Consider the following 18,588-nt stretch of genomic DNA (forward strand, 5'->3'; position numbering starts at 1 on the left):
CGACCATCACCGATCCCTCAGGAGCCTCGCCCGATGAACCGCACCCTGCTGCGCCCGGTCCACCGCCGTCTCGTCATCGCCGCCGCCGCAGCCGTCGGCATCGGTCTGGCCGCCCGCGCCGCGGCGCAGGACCCGGGCGCCGTGTACGCGCTGCAGTACGCCGGCACGGTCGGCGAGCCCGGCGTGCCGTGGTATCGGAGCGCGGCCCAGCTGTCCGGCCCGGCCGGCCTGGGCGCGCGCGGCGACGACCTCTGGGTGGCGGACGGCATCGGTCGCCGGGCCGTGAAGTTCTCGTCCGGCGGCCGCTACCTGGCCGAGATCGGCCGCGCCGGCGATGTCGCCGGCCTGAACGACGAGCCGCCGGTCGGCGAGATCGTGGACGCCGACACGTGGTTCCGCCCGACGCAGCCGCCGACCGCAACGCCGACGGGCGGCGTCCCGACGCCGACCCCGCGCCGCCCCGGCCGGCCGCTCGACGGCTTCGATGCGACTCGACCTGTCGACAACGGTGCGTCGTCCGCGACGAACGACGGTGCGACCGCGCCCGGCTCCGTCAGCCCAGCCGAACCGAATCCCGTCCTCGCGTTCGCGCCCGACGCACCGTTCGGCTCCGACGCCCAACCCGCCCCCGCCGACCTCGCGCAAGCCACGCCGCCCCCCGGCGAGGAGATCGTCTGGCTCGTCGACCGCGCCATGCACGACGTGATCGTCGTCGACCGCGTGAACGGCTATCGCCAGGTGCTCGGCACGCCGGGCGAGGCCGGCACGGATGACGACCACCTGAGCAGCCCCGGCGGCGTCGCGGTCGACGCGGACGGCAACGCGTTCGTGGCCGACACGGCGAACCACCGGATCCAGGTGTACGGCCTCGGTTTCGGCGTCCTTGCCACGCTCGGCGAGACCGGCACGCCAGGCGCCGACGGCGCGCACTTCAACCGGCCCGGACGGCTGTCGTTCGGCACCGACGGCCTGCTGTACGTGGCCGACGCCGGCAACCATCGAGTGGTGGCGCTGGATGTGACGGACCTGTTCGACGTGAAGCTCGTCCGCAGCTACGGCAGCGGCCGCGGCGCCGCGGTGGGGCAGCTCGACGGCCCGACGGGCGTGGCCGCCGACAACCAGTTCGTGTACGTCGCGGACGGCACGAACTGCCGCGTCAGCGTCTTCCGGCGCCTCGAGCGGACGCACTGGGAGGACATCGGCACGCCCGGCGCATGCGGCACGGACGCGTCGCCGATGCGGCGGATCACGGATGTGGCCGTCGACGGCACGGGCAACCTCTACGTCTCCGACCCCGACCGCCACGTCGTCTGGCGCCGCACGGCGATCACGCCGCGGATCTTCGGCGTGGTCTTCGGCTCGATCGATGTGCCCTACCTGACGGACGACGCCCACTTCAATGGCCCCGAGGGCGTGGCCGTCGCCGCCGACGGGATGCGCTACGTCGTCGAGGGCGCCGGCCAGCGGATCCTCAAGCTCGGCGCGGACGATGCCGCGCGCTGGACGACCGGCGAACCCGGCGTGTCCGGCGCGGACGGGACGCACCTGGATGACCCCGCCGACGTCGCGATCACGGCCGCCGGCAACGCGGCCGTCGTCGAGCGCGGCGGGATGCGGGTGCGGATCTTCGCCGCCGCCGACGGCGCCCAGGTCGGCACGATCGGTGGCCCGGGAACGGGCCAGGGGCAGTTCGATCGGCCCGAGGGCATCGGCGCCGCGGCGGATGGACGCTTGGCGGTGGCCGACACCGGCAACGCCCGCGTCCAGATCTTCGACGCCGGCGGCAACGTCGTCATGACGCTGCGCGGCCTCAGCGGCGTGGACTACGCCGCGCCGACGGATGCCGCGTTCGACAGCGCGGGCCGGGTGTACGTCGCCGATGCGGTGCGCCAGTTCGTCGCGGTGTACGACGCGGCCTACAACCTGATCCGCGTTCTCGGCCAGACGAACACGGCCGGCGATGCGTTCGACCGCTTCGACGCCCCGCGCCGCCTGGCCATCGGGCCGGGCGACGTCCTGTTCGTGGCGGACACCGGCAACGAGCGCGTCCAGGTCTTCGACAAGGCCGGCGCATACCTGACGACGATCGGCGGCGTCGGCGGCAGCGGCAACGGCGCCTTCCGCACCCCGCTCGGCCTGGCGGTCGACGCCGCGGGCGGCCTGATCGTCGCCGACCGCGACAACCACCGCCTGCAGCGATTCACGCCCGCCGTCGAGCCGTGGACGGCCGGCAGCGTGAACGGCTTCGGGGCGCGCGACGTGGCGGGCGTCAGCGCGCTGGCGGACTACAATGGTGCGCTCGTCGCCGGGACGTCGGACGACGGCGGCGCCGCGATCTGGCGCCGGCAGGCGGGGGCGACGGCATGGAGCAAGGTCGCGGACGGCGGCCTGGGCGACGCGGGCAACCGCGCCGTGACGGATCTGGCGATCTTTGGCGACAAGCTCTGGGCCGGCACGCTGAACGCGCGCATCGATGTGCCCGGCACCTTCGGCCAGCCGGACGTCTGGGCGAGCGACGGCGGTGAGCTCTGGTCGAGCGCGGACGGCAGCCAGTGGTCGCGGGCCGTCGCGGGCGGGCTGGGCGACAAGACGAACGCCGGCGTGAGCGCGGTGTTCGCGTTCAACGGTCAGCTGTACGCCGGCACGAGCGGCTTGATGGGCGATACCGACATCGACGGCGACTTCGCGCCCGACCCGACGGGCGGCGGGCTGATCTACCGCTCGGCCACCGGGGCGGCCGGCAGCTGGACGCGCGTTCTCGCGCGCGTCGCCACCACGCCGCGCTACGGGATCACCGCGATGGCGGCGATGAGCGGCACGCTCTACGCCTCCAGCTGCGGCTGGGAGCGAGCGGACGGGGCGGGCTCGGGCATCGACGTCGTCCGGAGCGCCAACGGGCAGAGCTGGGCCTCCGCCGGCACGTTCGCCGTCGAGGGGTCGCGGCGCGGCTGCGTCGGCGCGCTGGCGCCGTACGACAACTATCTCTATGCCGCGGTCGGTGGCGACGACCGTCTGGAGGGCGTCGGCACGGCGATCGAGATCTGGCGCTGCGCGCTGTGCGACGGCACGGACTGGGAGCAGGTGGCGTCCGGCGGCATCGCCGATCCGGGCAACGCGGGCCGTGTCTCGTTCGCCGCGTTCGATCCGCCGCCGTTCCACTTCCTCTACGTCGCCGTCGGCAATGCCGAGGGCACGCAGGTCTGGCGCGCACCCGACGGCCTGCGCTGGGAGCCCGTGGCGCTCGACGGCTTCGGTGACCCGAACAACGCCGACGTGTACGGCGCGCGCAGCCTGGCCGTCTGGTCCGATCGCCTCTTCGTCGGCACGGTGAACACGGCGCACGGCGGCGAGCTCTGGTCGACGGCCGGCGGGCGGCCGAGCACGATCCCGACGCCGCCCGGACCGGGCGCCGGCGCCACGCCTACGCCCCGCCCGCGCGTCGACCCGCCGACGGGCCGGGCGCGCTACGCCTTCGTCGAACAGTGGCCGATCCCGCAGGCGGTGCCGCAGGACGTGATGGGCGGCGTGATCGACGTCGAGGTGGCGGACGACGCGACCGTCTATCTCCTGGACCGCACGAACAACCGCGTCATGCGGATGGATGCCAAGGGCAAGTGGCTGGCCGCGTTCGGCAACCTCGGCCGCGGGCCGGAGCGCCTCGGGCAGGCCGGGGCGATGGCCGTCGACAGCGGTCTCGGCCGTGTCTACGTCTCCGACCAGGCCAGCGACCGGCTGCTCCTCTATGGCCTGGACGGGACGTTCATGGACGCCTGGCCGAACATCCACGCGGTCGGTATCGTCCCGCTGCCCGACGGCACGCTATGGGTGGCCGACCGCCTGGCAGGCGCGATCCGCCACCTGGCGTCCGACGGCGCCGAGATCGAGCGCTTCCTGACGTTCGGCGACCGCGAGGACGACCAGTTCCGGACGATGGCCGACATCGCGCTCGATCCGGCGGACGGGACCCTGTACGTCGGGGACCTGAACGGACAGCGGCTGCGGCTGTTCCGGGACGACGGGACGGGCTGGCGGCGCGTGAAGACGGTGAACTTCGCCACGCGGATGTACGGCGGCCTCGGGTGCTCGAGCCTGCGGATGATCACGCTCGGGCCGGGCCGGATTCTCGTCAACCGCTGCCTGTTCGTGGATGACGACTACAACCGCTCCGTGCCCGGCAACCTGACCGGCTCCGACCTGTACGGCATCACGTTGCGGGCCGCGAACCTGTCGGCGGGGCTCTTCTACGCCGTGGCCGTCTACGACACGGACCGCCTGGACGCGTTCAACGAGACCTGGCCGGCCGTGGTCCGCTTCACGGACAACGGATATGACATCGTCGACCGCTTCTGGCGCGGCCGCAACCCGCTCGGCGCGGCGGCCGAGGGGCTGATCAACGGCCCGGTGCGCCTGAGCACGATGCCGAACGGCAACCTGTCGCTCACGGACGCGGTTGCGCTCCAGGAGCGCGCCCCGAACGGCACCGTCGTCGACACGCTCGGCTTCCAGAGCTCGCCGGGCGATGCCGAGCGGTTCGCCCTCCAGCCGGACCTCTCGATCGCCCAGGGAACGGACCACCACGTGATGGGCTTCGGCGCCTACCAGCGCGTCCGCCGGAACTACGACGGCACGTTCCGCGTGATCAGCCAGCGCCCGATCGTCGCCTACGGCAAGGCGGTTACGAAGCGCTATTGCAGCGCCTTCCAGACGCCGCGCTGCCAGGTCTATCCCTACTTCGAAAAGCAGTGGGAGACGACATTGCCGACCGAGCTCGAGGGCGCGGCGGCCGTGGCGCACGAGCCGACGCTGGATCAGTTCGTGTTGCTGGCGCGCGTCCACACCGCGCCCTGGACGCGCGGCATCGAGCAGATCGAGTACCGCCTGTATGCCTACAAGCTCGGCTTCCGCGGCCGCAAGGAGATCGTGGAGCTGCCGGGCGAGGACATCGACGTGATCTGGGCGGATGTCGATGCCGGCCCGGACGGTCGGATCTACGTCCTTGACACCCTGAACGACCGCGTGAAGGTGCTCGGCGCGGACCTCAAGGACATCGCGATGGTCGCGACGCCCAAGGACAGCTGGCGCGTGGCCGGCGGGCCGAACGGCGAGATCTACGTGATGACGGTGTACGGCCATGTCGTCCGGATGGCCGCCGACGGCGCGATTCTCAGCCGCTTCGAGGGCATGCCGCACCAGGGCGTCTCGCCGGTGTCGCAGGTCGACCTGACGGTCGACGGGGATGGCTGGGTCTACACCGTCGACAACCTGGCGAACCAGGTGACGGTCTTCGCGCCCGAGCCCGGCACGGAGGACGAGGTGCTGCAGGGCGGCACGTGCAACCTGCTGGGCGACAAGTACGCCGCGCCGACGGACGTGCTCCTGGGGGACAAGCTGAAGGTCTTCCTGACGATCCTCGGCAGCTGCGGCTTCCAGGAGCAGCCGGCGGACATCGTGCTGGCGATCAACACGTTCGGCGGCACGCTGGGCGACGATCCCGGGCGGACGCTGGCGAACAGCGTCCGCTCCGCCCGCCAGATCGCGGCGCTGACGGACCTCGACCGCCACCGCCTCGGCGTCGTGAGCTATTCCAAGAGCGGTGTCGTGGAGCAGTCGCTGACGAACGACAGCTACAAGGTCGTGCGCGGCCTGCGCAACCCGCGCGCCGACAACGGAGTGCCGTCGCGCAACTACGCCGGCCTGAAGACGGCCAGTGACCTCTTCGACGCCCAGAGCGCGACACGCCGGCGCGTGATCGTCCTCGTGTCCCCCGAACCGCCCGCGACGACGAACCCGAACCTGCCGCCCACGGATGATCCTGCCGCGGTCGCCCTGGCCGACAGTCTGCGCGCGGCGGGCGTGTTGGTCATCACGGTCAACGAATCCAGCCCGGTGGCGTCCGGCGACCTCTTCGACGACATCCAGGTCCTGCCGCGCGCCATGGGCGCCGGCCGGCCGGTCCACCGCCGGATGCTGGAACGCTACCGGCCGGCGTACCTCGTGAAGTCCGGCGCGCTCGTCGACAAGCTGCCGGCCAACATGGTCTACGTGCCGGACAGCGCCGACCCCCCCGCCACGTGGGACGCCGCGGCCCGCACGCTCACGTGGAACCTGCTGAACCTTCCGATCTCGACCTCACTGTTCAGCTTCGAGGTCCGCCCGAGCGAAGAGGGCGAGTGGCCGACGAACATCGAGGCCCGGGCCGACGTCACTGCGGACGGCTGGGACCACAAGAACGAGGTCCGCTACCCGATCCCGCGCGTCCGCGTCTACGGCGAGCCGCCGCCCACGAAGACCCCGACGCCGACCCGGACGCTGACGCCCGAACCCACGGCCACGCCGCGCCCGACCGGCGTGCCCGTGCCGATCTACCTGCCGATCCTGCTGAAGATGCAGCCGTGCAAGCCCGAGACGAAGTCCGTCGACATCGCGCTCGTCATCGACACGTCGGGCTCGATGAGCGAGACGACGTCGCCGGGCGGGCCGACGAAGCTCCAGGCGGCCACGGACGCGGCGCGCACGTTCCTCGGCCAGCTCGTGGCGGGGCGTGATCAGGCGACGCTGGTGCAGTTCAACAACGCGGCCCGCGTCGTCGTGCCGCTGTCCGACGGCGGTGCGCCGGCGATCGCCGGGCTGGCGCTGCTGACCCAGGACAACGGCACGCGGATCGACCTCGGGTTGGATGCGGCCGCAGGCGCGCTGTCCGTGCCCGAGCGCAAGGCGTCCAACACCCCGGTGATCATCCTTCTCACGGACGGCGAGCCCACCGGCGCGACGCCCGACGAGGTGCGCGTGGCGGCCGTGCGGGCCAAGGGCGCCGGGATGCTCGTCTACACGATCGGCCTCGGCACGTCGATCGACGTGGCGCTGATGCGCGACGTGGCGACGAAGCCGGAGTGGTTCTACAGCGCGCCGGATACGGCGGATCTGGCGGCGATTTATGGGCAGATTGCGTTTGAGATCCCGTGTAAGTTGGAGTGGCCGTAGGGCGGGGGCGTGCGGCCCCCGGCCCCGGCGTTAGCGCGCCGACCCCTCCTCCAATGCTGGGGGAGGGGTTCCGGATCCGTGACGTTCCGCGGTCGGACAGGGACAATGCGATAGGATGAGGACAACGGAATCGGTGGGATGGGCGCCCGGATCTGGACAGGTCCGGGCGCTGATCTATACATGGCCGGCGCAACGCGACACCGGCGCGGCATCGTTGGACCTTGGGAACCGGCTCCTCCACGTGCTAGTATGTGGCCACATCTGTGGCCACAACGACACGGGAGGCGCTCATGAACTACGTCGGCGTGCGCGAACTGAAGAACGACGCGTCCGAAGTGATCCGCGCCGTGCGGGAGGATCACGCGGAGTACGTGGTCACCTACCGCGGGCGGCCGGTGGCCGTCATCCGGCCGGTGGACGCATCGCTGGACGGGCTGGACGTTGAGCGGTCGAACAGACGCAAGCCATTGGATCCGGCGTTCTGGGAGCGTTGGGATCTCCTGGCTGCCAGGATCGGTGCCAGCATTCGCACCGACATGACAGCCGCCGAAATGGTCGCTGAACAGCGACGCGTCCTGTGAACACGTCGTTCGTCATCGACGCGAGCGTCTTCATCGCCGCAGCGCGCGCCGGCGAGGCGTTCCATGCGGACGCCCGATCGCTGCTCGAGATCCTCGTCGAAAACGGGGCCAGCCTGTACGTTCCGGCGATCATCCTGCCCGAGATGGCCGCCGCCCTTGCGCGTCAGGAAGCTGACCCCCTGGACATCGTTCAGCAACTGGGTGCCGTCGGCGACTGGCCTGGCGCCAATCTCGTTCCGGTCGACGAGCCGTTGGCGAAGCTATCCGCTCGCCTGGCCGCCGACCAGCGCCTGCGCGGCTGCGACGCGATCTACGTCGCGCTGGCGCACATGGTCGGCGCCGACCTCATCTCCCTAGACAACGAACAGCGCAGTCGCGCGCCACGGTCCGTCCCCACCCTCACGCCCGCTGAAGCGTTGGAACGACTTGCCGCGCGCCCTTGAGTCGTGCGCCCGGACCGTTCTATCCGGCAAAGAGTGACGATCCAGGCGATCATCGCGATCCTGTTCCCGTGCCAACCACCCGCCAACGCGCCGTTCAGACACCCATGAACGTGGCCGCCATCGCACCACAGAACCGCATGCTGTCCCCATCCCCGATCGCCATCCTCATCTCGGTATTGCTGCTGGCGCCGGCCGCGCCCGGAGCCGAAGCCGGCGTCAGCGTCGGCACCGACGACGGCGTGGTCGGGATCGCCTACCTGCCCGGCGTGTTGAACGCCGGCCGCTTCGCTGCGTACCCAACCCCGCCGACGGCCCCGACGACTCCGCCTCTCCCGACGCCACCGCCCACACCGCAGCCTACGCAGCCGCCCGGCGAAGCACGGCCCGCGCACTACGTGTCCACCACCGCCACCGGCTCCGGCGACGGATCGCTCAACGCTCCGTGGACCCTGCAGCAGGCGCTCAGCCAACCCGCATCACTCAAGCCGGGCGACGTCGTCTGGCTCCGCGGCGGAACGTACAGCGGCACGCACATCACGGACCCGTCCCTCGGGCGCATCTCGTTCACCTGCGGCACGCACGGGACGGCCACCGACCCCATCGTCTTCCGCAACCACAACGATGAGCGGGTCACGATCGACGGCGAGGGCAACCAGGTTGCGCTGTTCGTGCAGAACTGCAGCCACACGTGGTTCTGGGGGCTGGAGGTGATGAGCTCCGCCCCGGTGCGCACGCCGTCCCGGTCGTACATCTACTGCACGGCGCCCGACGTGAAGTTCATCAACATGATCCTGCACGACATGGCCGACGGGATCGACCTCTGGACCACCGCCACCGACGCCGAGCTGTACGGCTCTCTCGTGTACCACAACGGCTGGGATGAACCCAACGGCGGCCATGGGCACGGCATCTATACCCAGAACAAGGCGCCGAGCGTGAAGAAGATCCACGACAACATCTTCTTCAGCCAATACGGCATGAACATCCGGGTGTGGTCGACGAACCAGTTCGTCGACAACTTCGAGTTCGAGGGCAACATCGCCTTCAACGGCGGCTCGCTCTCGGAGAATGCCAGCCGCAAGTTCAACTTCTTCGTCGTCGGGAACAACCCGAAGGCGCCGACGCGCAACCTGGTGGTGCGCCACAACTACACGTACGCCGGGAACACGACGACGACGCCCGCCTGCAACGCGTTCGGACCCAACTACGGCGCGGTGGACATGCGCCTCGAGGACAACCACCTGCTGGGACAACTGCGGGTCACCGGACCGTATACGAACGCCGTGATCGTCCACAACACGATCCTGGGCGGCACCGCGCTGCCGTTCATCACCGGCACGGGCTTCCGCCCGGAGGATCATCCGCACAACGTCTACGCCCAGGACGTACCGACGACGGGCGTCGAGGTCTTCGTGCGCCCGAACAAGTACGAGCCCGGACGCGCGCACGTCGCCATCTACAACTGGAGCGGCGCCGACGCCGTCGATGTCGACGCGACCGCGCTCGGGCTCCGTCCCGGCGACCGGTACGAGATCATCCACGCGATGGACTACTTCAACGACCGGATCACCCGGACGTACGACGGCGGCGGGACGATCGCGGTGCCGATGACCGGCCACACGTTCGCGCAGGCCATCGGCTCGACGAAGGCGCCGGTGTCGCAGTTGCCGCTGTTCGGCGCGTTTGTGATTCGGCGGGTGCCCTCGCCTGGGCGATAGCACGTAGCCACGCACCGTCCGCCTAGACCGCGGGGCCGCAACCGGATACCGTTGCGGTGTGCCCCCCTTCCTTGAACTCGCATCCAAGCCCATCGAACCGCCCATCCGCGCCGAGCTTTTCGGCATCGAGCGCCTCGAGCAGCACGCCGAGAGCTTGGCGGAGGCGCAGAGCGTGCTCGCCAAGCGGGGCAAGGGGCGAGCCCTGCTGCCGCGGGTCCAGGACAACGCACGCGTGCTGCGCGACGGGTACCGCGAGATCGCGCGCGTGATTCGCGAGGAACGGGCGATCACGCCGGCCGCCGAGTGGCTCGTCGACAACTTCCACATCGTGGACGAGCAGCTGCGCGAGATCCGTGACGACCTGCCTGTCGGCTTCTACAACGAGCTGCCCAAGCTGGCCGACGGCCCCCATCAGGGCTACCCGCGCGTCTACGGCATCGCCTGGGCGTTCGTGGCGCACACGGACAGCCGGTTCGATCCGGATGCGCTCCGCCGGTTCGTGCAGGCGTACCAGCGCGTCCAGCCGCTGACGATCGGCGAGCTCTGGGCGATCGCCATCACGCTGAGGGTCGTGCTCGTCGAGAACCTCCGGCGCCTGACGGAGAGCATCGTCCGGGGCCGAGCGCTGCGTCAGGCGGCCGACGCGCTGGCGGACGATCTGCTGGCGCACGGCGGACGCCGAAGCTCGGCGGCTGCCTGGGAGCTCCGGTCCCTGGAGGACCGTCCGCTCGTGACCACCTTTGCGGTCCAGCTCGTCCAGCGGCTGCGCGATTCCGATCCCGGCGAGATGCCCGCCCTCCTGTGGCTGAACGAGCGGCTGGCGGCGCAAGGGATCACGCCCGACGACATCGTGCGCCGCGAGCACCGGCGGCAGGCCGCGATGAACGTGACGGTCCGCAACGTGATCATGAGCATGGGCCTCATGTCCGCGCTCGACTGGTCCGAGTTCTTCGAAACCGTCAGCCTGGTCGACGACGTGCTCTGCGCCGTGCCCGGCTACGCGGCGATGGACTTCGCCACCCGCGACAGCTACCGCCACGCCATCGAGGACCTCGCGCGGGGCGCTGGCCGCTCGGAGCAGGACGTCACCCGTGCCGTGATGGCCGCGGCGGTGGCCAATGATCCGGTTGCCGATCCGGCCGACGCACGCCGCGCCGACCCCGGCCACTACCTCGTGGGCAACGGCCGTCGCGCCTTCGAGACCGCGCTCGGCTTCCGAGCACCGCTCGGCCTGCGGCTCATCCGCGCCTACATCGCCGGCGCCACGCCCGGATACCTCGGCACGATCGCGATGATCACCGCGGCGCTCCTCACCGGGCCGCTGCTCCTTGGCATGGCCGACGACGCCGGCGTCCGGACGATGCTGGCATTGGCGCTGGCGGCGGCGTTCCCGGCCTCCGATCTGGCGATCGCCCTGCTGAACCGCAACGTCACGTCGCTGGTCAGGCCGCGCGCGCTGCCGCGACTCGAGCTGCGCGGCGGCGTGCCGCCGGACTTGCGGACGATTGTCGTCGTGCCGTCGCTGCTCACGCGGCCGGACCAGGTCGAGGCGCTGATCGAGCGGTTGGAGGTGCACTACCTGGCCAACGCAGACGGCGCCGTCCACTTCGCGCTCCTGTCCGACTGGACGGACGCGCCCGCAGAGCGTATGCCGGGTGACGAGGACGTCCTGGCGTGCGCGCGCGAAGGGATCGCCCGCCTGAACGTGCGGCATGGTACGGTGGACGACGATGGGCCGCGCTTCCTCCTCTTCCACCGCCGGCGGCAGTGGAACGCGGGCGAGCGGGCATGGATGGGCTGGGAGCGCAAGCGCGGCAAGCTCCACGAGCTGAACCGCCTGCTGCGCGGGGCAACCGACACGTCGTTCCTGCCGGATGGCGCAGAGGGCGAGGCATCGCTGGCGCCCGGCGCAGCGCCCGTCGTTCCGCCCGGCACTCGCTACGTCGTCACGCTCGACGAGGACACGCGCTTGCCGCGGGGGGCTGTCAAGCGGCTCGTGGGCACGATGGCGCACCCGCTCAACCATCCCCGGTTCGACCCGGACACGCGCCGGGTCGTGGAAGGGTACGGCGTGTTGCAGCCGCGCGTCACCCCGCCGTTGCCCGGCCTGGTCGGCTCGTTCTTCCAGCGCCAGTCGTCCGGACCGGCCGGCATCGACCCGTACGCGGCGGCGGTGTCGGACGTCTACCAGGACCTGTTCGGCGAGGGCTCGTTTACGGGCAAGGGGATCTACGACGTCGATGCGTTCGAATCGGCCATGGCAGGGCGCGTGCCCGAAAACGCGATGCTGAGCCACGATCTCTTCGAGGGCATCTTTGCCCGCGCCGGCCTCGTCACCGACATCGAGCTCTTCGAGAGCGCGCCGTCGCACTACGGCGTCGCCGCGGCCCGGACGCACCGCTGGGCGCGCGGCGACTGGCAGCTGCTGCCGTGGATCCTCGGGCGGCGCGTGCCCGTCATCGGGCGCTGGAAGATGGTGGACAACCTGCGTCGCACGTTGTCGGCGCCGGCCACGTTCCTGACCCTCGTGCTCGGCTGGACGCTGCCCGGCGCCGTGCCTGCGGTGTGGACCGCGTTCGTCCTCGCGGTGATCGGCGTCCCGCCGCTCCTGCCGGTGCTCGCCGGCCTGGTCCCGCGCGGCCACGGCTTCTCGAAGCGCAGCCACGCCCGCGCCTCGGGTCGGGACCTGCGGATGGCCGCGGCGCAGACGGCGCTCACGATCGCGATGCTCGCGCATCAGGCGTGGCTGATGCTCGATGCCATCGCGCGGTCGGTGACTCGGGTGTACGTGACGCATCGCGACCTGCTGGAGTGGGTGACCGCGGCCCAGGCCAAGACCGGGCTGCGCCTGGATTTGCGCGGCTTCTACCAGCGCATGGCCGGCGGCGTCGCGTTCGCGCTGGCCGCCGCGGCCGCCGTCGCCCTCGTCCGACCGGCAGCGTTGCCCGTCGCGCTGCCCTTCGTGCTGCTCTGGACTGCTTCCCCCGCCGTCGCCCGGTTCATCAGCCTGCCGTCGCCCGCCGCACGGACCGAGCCGCTGTCGAGCGCCGACGCGCGGGCGCTGCGCTTGATCGCCCGACGGACGTGGCGCTTCTTCGCCACGTTCGTCGGCCCCGGCGACAACGCGTTGCCGCCAGACAACTTCCAGGAAGACCCTCACCCCGTCGTGGCGCACCGCACGTCCCCCACCAACCTCGGCCTCTACCTGCTGGCCACCGTGACCGCACACGACTTCGGCTGGATCGGACTGCGCGACGCCATCGACCGCCTGGAGGAGACGCTGGCGACGATGGGCCGGCTCGAGCGATTTCGCGGCCACTTCTTGAACTGGTACGACACCTCCGACGGCCGGTCGCTCGATCCCCGCTACGTGTCGTCGGTCGACAGCGGCAACCTCGCCGGCCACCTCATCGCGCTCAAGCACGCCTGCCTGGAGAAGATCGACGACCCGGTCGACTGGCAGGTCGCGCTCGACGGGATCGCGGATGCGGTGCACCTGGTGCGCGAATCGGCCCGTTCCGCGGTGACCGGCAGGCGCCCGAGGACGAAAGCCGTGCGCCGCTTGAGCGAGGCGCTGGACGCCGTGGATGCGGTCGCCGGTGCCGCGCCCGGGACTCGGGCGGCGTGGGCCGGGCAGTTGGCCGAGCTGGCGAGCCATGCCGTCGGGGTGATGATGCTGGCGAGAGCACTCGTCAAGGTCGATGCGCCGCCCGCGACGGCCGAGGTTCTCGTGTGGGCTGCGGCCCTCGAGGCCACGATCGCCAGCCACCGCCGCGATCTGGCGGAGGGGGCGACCGCGCCCGCTTCGGCGCCCGCTGCCCACTCCGTGAGCCACCGCCTCGCCGTCGTCGCCCGCAGCGCGGAGACGATGGTCGCGGAGATGGACTTCACCTTCCTGTTCGACCCGGTGCGCCAGCTCTTTGCGATCGGCTACCGTGTGGATGACGCGACCCTCGATCCCGGCCGCTACGACCTCCTCGCCTCGGAAGCACGCCTCACGAGCTTCGTGGCCATCGCCAAGGGCGACGTGCCGGTCGGGCACTGGTTCCGCCTCGGCCGGGCGCTCACGCCGGTGGAGCACGACTCCGCCCTCGTGTCGTGGTCGGGGTCGATGTTCGAGTACTTGATGCCGGAGCTTGTCATGCACGCGCCCAGCGGCAGCCTGTTGGAGCAGAGCGGCCGGTTGATCGTCCGCCGGCAGATCACGTACGGTGCCGAGCGGGGCGTGCCGTGGGGGGTTTCGGAATCGGCGTACAGTGCGCGCGACCTCGAGCAGACGTATCAGTACTCGAACTTCGGCGTGCCCGGGCTCGGACTGCGGCGCGGGCTCGCCGAGGACGTCGTCATCGCGCCGTATGCGACCGGGTTGGCCGCGATGATCGACCCGGCGGCGGCCGTGCAGAACTTCCGGCGACTCGCGGACGCGGGCGCCAGCGGCGCGTACGGCTTCTACGAGGCCCTCGACTACACCGGCACCCGGCTGCCGGAGGGGACACGCGTCACCGCCGTGCGCGCGTACATGGCGCATCACCAGGGCATGCTGCTCGTCGCCATCGCCAACGTCCTGTGCGGCGGCGCGATGCGCCGGCGGTTCCACGCCGAACCCGTCGTGCAGGCCACCGAGCTGCTCCTCCAGGAGCGGACCCCGCGCGACGTCGCCGTCGCTCGACCTCGGGCGGAGGAGGTGGCGGCGGTGGCCGACGTGCGCGAGTACGTCCCGCCCGTCGTCCGCCGCTTCACGACGCCGCACGGGCCGATCCGGACGCACATCCTGTCCAACGGGCGCTACGCGGTCATGCTCACCGCCGCCGGCGCCGGGTACAGCCGCTGGCGCGACATCGCGCTGACCCGCTGGCGCGAGGACCCCACGCGCGACGAGTACGGCACGCACATCTTCGTGCGCGACGCCGGCAGCGGCCGGCGCTGGTCGGTCGGCCACCAGCCCAGCGGCGCCGAGCCGGACAGCTACGAGGTCGTGTTCTCCGAGGACCGTGCCAGGTACGCCCGGCGCGACGGGGCGATCGCGACCACGCTCGACGTCATCGTGTCCCCGGAGGACGACGCCGAGATCCGAAGGGTGACGCTGACGAACTTCGGGCCGCGCGCCCGCGACATCGAGCTGACGAGCTACGCCGAGGTCGTGCTTGCGTCGCCGGCGGCCGACGCCGCGCACCCGGCGTTCTCCAACCTCTTCGTCCACACGGAATGCGTCCCCGAGTTCGAGGCCGTGCTCGCGACGCGCCGGCCGCGAGCACCCGGCGAGCCCCGCGTCTGGCTGGCCCACGTCGCGGCCGTCGATGGGACGCGCCTGGGCGCCCTCCAGTGGGAGACGGACCGCGCGCGGTTCCTCGGCCGCGGCCGCGGCATTCGCCAGCCCGCGGCGATGGACGGCGACGAACCGCTTTCGGGCTCCGTCGGCGCGGTGCTCGATCCGATCGTCAGCCTTCGGCTGCGGGTCCGGCTCCGCCCGGGCGTCGCCGTGCGCGTCGCCTTCTCGACGCTGGTCGCACCGACGCGCGAGAAGGCGCTCGATCTGGCCGAGAAGTATCGCGATCCAGCGACGTTCGACCGGGCCGCGACGTTGGCCTGGACGCAGGCCCAGGTCCAGATGCATCACGTCGGCATCGGTCCCGACGATGCCCACCTCTTCCAGAGCCTCGCGCGCCGCATCCTCTACTCGGGGCGCACCCTCCGACCCGCAGCCGACGTGCTGAGCCGCCACGAAGGCGGGCCGGCGGCCCTGTGGGCGCACGGGATCTCGGGCGATCTGCCGATCGTGCTCGCCGTGCTCGACGAAGCCGAGCACATCGGCCTCGTGCGGCAACTGCTGCGCGCCCATGAGTACTGGCGATTGAAGCAGCTGGCGGTCGACCTCGTCATCCTGAACGATCGAGCTTCATCCTATGTCCAGGATCTGCAGCACCAGATCGAGACGCTCGTGCGCACGAGCCAGTCGAGCGGGCCGTCCGAGGGGCACCGTGCCCAAGGCAGCGTGTTCATCCTGCGCTCCGACCTGCTGCCGGCGGCCCAGCGCGACGTGCTGCTGGCGGCCGCGCGCGCCGTGTTGACGGGCGGCCGCGGGACGTTGTCGGAGCAGATCGCGCGCTCGCCGGGGGCCGAGCTGGCGTTGCCGGCGCCGGTGCCGGCGGCGCGGCGGGCGAAGGCGGATCCGTCCGCCGACGCGGCGTGGACGCGGCCGGCGCTGGAGTTCTTCAACGGCCTCGGCGGTTTCGCCGCTGGCGGGCGGGAGTACGTCACGGTCCTCGAGGCGGGCCGGCAGACGCCGGCCCCGTGGATCAATGTGATCGCCAACCCGGTCTTCGGCTTCCTGGCGTCCGAGGCCGGCTCCGGGCATGCGTGGTCGCTGAACAGTCGCGAGAACAAGCTCACGCCGTGGGCGAACGATCCGGTGAGCGATCCGCCCGGCGAGGCGATCTACATCCGCGACGAGGAGACGCTCGACGTCTGGTGCCCGACGGCGCTGCCGATCCGCACAGCCGGTCAGCGCTACGTCGCCCGCCACGGCCAGGGCTACAGCCGCTTCGAGCACGTCTACCGCGGCATCGCGCTCGAGCTTGCGGTGTTCGTCCCGCGGGAAGATCCGATCAAGATCAGTCGCCTCACGATCACGAACGCATCCGGGCGCCCGCGGCGGCTGTCGGTGACGGGGTATGTCGAGTGGGTGCTCGGGGTGACGCGCAGCGCCACCGCGCCGTTCATCGTCACCGGCATCGACGGCGCCACCGGCGCAGTGCTCGCCCGCAACGCCTGGAACACGGAGTTCGCCGGACGCGTGGCGTTCGCCGACCTGGGCGGTGCGCAGACATCGTGGACGGGGGACCGGACGGAGTTCCTCGGCCGCAACGGCACACTCGACGCGCCGGCCGGCCTCGTGCGGGGCGGCCCGCTGTCCGGGCGGGTGGGCGCGGGTCTCGACCCGTGCACGGCGCTGCAGGCGACGATCGAGCTGTCGGCCGGCGCGCAGACCGTGATCACGTTCGTCCTCGGCGAAGCGGCCAGCGAGGGCGAGGCTACCGGGCTGATCGAGCGCTACCGGGCCGCCGACCTCGAGGCCGCGCTGCGAGACGTCGCCGATGACTGGGACCACATCCTGGGCGGTCTGCAGGTGCGCACCCCCGATCGGGCGATGGACGTCCTGCTCAACCGCTGGCTCCTCTACCAGACGCTGACCTGCCGGGTCTGGGCCCGCTCCGCGCTCTACCAGGCCGGGGGGGCATACGGTTTCCGCGACCAGATCCAGGACGGTATGGCCCTGTGCGTGGCCGCCCCGCAGATCGCACGCGCGCACCTCTTGCGCGCCGCTTCGCGCCAGTTCGTGGAGGGCGACGTGCAGCACTGGTGGCACGTCCCGGGCGGGCGCGGCGTCCGGACGCGCATCGCGGACGACTGCGTTTGGCTGCCGTACGCCGCGGCGCACTTCCTGGACGCGACGGGCGACGGCGCGCTGCTGGACGAGGCGGTGTCCTTCCTCTCCGGCCCGCTCTTGGCGCCCGGACAGCACGAGTCGTACTTTCAGCCCGGTGAGTCGGATGAGCGGGCCACCTTCTTCGAGCACTGCGCACGCGCGCTCGACCGCAGCCTGGCCGTCGGCGCCCACGGCCTGCCGCTGATCGGCACGGGGGACTGGAACGACGGGATGAACGCGGTCGGCGCCGAAGGGCGCGGCGAGAGCGTGTGGCTGGGGTGGTTCCTCGTCTCGACGCTCTTCCGGTTCGCGCCGGTGGCCGAGGGGCGCGGTGACACGCGTCGCGCCGAGGCCTGGCGCGCGCACGCGGCGGCGCTGACGACTGCCCTCGAGGTGCACGGCTGGGACGGCGGGTGGTATCGACGCGCCTTCTTCGACGACGGGACGCCGCTCGGCTCGGCCGAGAACGCGGAGTGCCGGATCGACTCGATCGCCCAGTCCTGGGCGGTGATCTCGGGCGCGGCCGAGCCGCAGCGCGCGCGGCAGGCCATGGCGGCCCTCGAAGAACAGCTCATCCGGCGCGACGTGGGCCTCATGCTTCTGTTCACGCCGCCGTTCATGGATGGGGAGGCGGGTGCGACTGCGGGTGAGGCGACGGATGCGGTGAGGGCTGCGTCGACGGCTGCGTCGACAGCTGATGCGCCGGATGCAATGACCGAGGCAACGGCGATTGCGTCGAAGACCGTCGACCCCGGCTACATCAAGGCCTACCCCGCCGGCATTCGCGAGAATGGCGGCCAGTACACCCACGCGGCACTGTGGAGCGTGATCGCGTTTGCCGAGCTCGGGGAGGGCGACAAGGCGCACGAGCTGTTCACGATGCTGAGCCCGATCCGCCTGGCGAGCGATCCGGAGGCCGTCGAACGCTACAAGGTCGAGCCGTACGCCGTCGCCGCCGACGTCTACGCCGAGCCGGCGCACGTCGGCCGCGGTGGCTGGACGTGGTACACGGGTTCGGCGGCGTGGATGTACCGCGCCGGCGTCGAGTGGCTGCTGGGCTTCCGCGTCCGGGGGTCGCACGTCGAGATCGATCCGTGCATCCCGCGCGAGTGGCCGGGGTTCGAGATCACGCTGCGGTACGGGGCGTCGCGCTACGCGGTGACCGTGGAGAACCCGCGCGGCGTGCAGCGGGGGGTGGTGCGGATCGAGGTGGACGGCGTGGCGCTGGCGGCGGGCACAGGGACGGCGCGGGTGGAGCTGACGGACGATGGGGGGCGGCACGAGGTGCGGGTGGTGATGGGGTGATGGACCCATCGGATCGGCTCGGCGCCCTGCCTGACCCGACTTGGTCCACGGGCAGGTTGCGCGCCAAACGCTACAATCGAACTGCGGCCCGGCGGTCGTGAGCCCGCCCAGCCGCGGGCGGCGAATCGATCCCT

General features: G+C 71.5%; 5 protein-coding genes. All 5 read left to right on the plus strand.

What is annotated here, in order from left to right:
* Nucleotides 1-33: 33 nt before the first annotated feature.
* The 5 genes from IPG72_04605 (at nucleotide 34) to IPG72_04625 (ending at nucleotide 18,454) form a co-directional block, all read left to right on the plus strand.
* Nucleotides 34-6,981: a VWA domain-containing protein gene (locus IPG72_04605; GenBank protein MBK6768301.1), complete on the plus strand. Its 6,948-nt coding sequence runs from the start codon at nucleotides 34-36 to the stop codon at nucleotides 6,979-6,981.
* 290 nt (nucleotides 6,982-7,271) lie between these two features.
* A complete protein-coding gene (locus IPG72_04610; GenBank protein ID MBK6768302.1) occupies nucleotides 7,272-7,562 on the plus strand; it encodes a type II toxin-antitoxin system Phd/YefM family antitoxin in 291 nt (96 codons plus the stop codon).
* On the plus strand, nucleotides 7,559-8,005 hold the full coding sequence (locus IPG72_04615) for a type II toxin-antitoxin system VapC family toxin (protein MBK6768303.1): 447 nt from the start codon (nucleotides 7,559-7,561) through the stop codon (nucleotides 8,003-8,005). The genes IPG72_04610 and IPG72_04615 overlap by 4 nt, the downstream gene beginning before the upstream one ends.
* Before the next feature lie 104 nt (nucleotides 8,006-8,109).
* On the plus strand, nucleotides 8,110-9,723 hold the full coding sequence (locus IPG72_04620; GenBank protein MBK6768304.1) for a hypothetical protein: 1,614 nt from the start codon (nucleotides 8,110-8,112) through the stop codon (nucleotides 9,721-9,723).
* Nucleotides 9,724-9,781: 58 nt separating this feature from the next.
* Nucleotides 9,782-18,454 carry a glycosyl transferase gene (locus tag IPG72_04625; GenBank protein MBK6768305.1) on the plus strand — a complete coding sequence of 2,891 codons (8,673 nt, stop codon included), beginning with the start codon at nucleotides 9,782-9,784 and terminating at the stop codon, nucleotides 18,452-18,454.
* Nucleotides 18,455-18,588: the final 134 nt, after the last annotated feature.

Source organism: Candidatus Avedoeria danica, assembly GCA_016703025.1.
Lineage (GTDB): Bacteria > Chloroflexota > Anaerolineae > Epilineales > Epilineaceae > Avedoeria > Avedoeria danica.

Excerpts from the sequence above, each read along its gene's own strand:
- IPG72_04605 (MBK6768301.1), top strand. The coding sequence starts at position 34 with ATGAACCGCACCCTGCTGCGCCCGGTCCACCGCCGTCTCGTCATCGCC.
- IPG72_04610 (MBK6768302.1), top strand. The coding sequence starts at position 7,272 with ATGAACTACGTCGGCGTGCGCGAACTGAAGAACGACGCGTCCGAAGTG.
- IPG72_04620 (MBK6768304.1), top strand. The coding sequence starts at position 8,110 with ATGAACGTGGCCGCCATCGCACCACAGAACCGCATGCTGTCCCCATCC.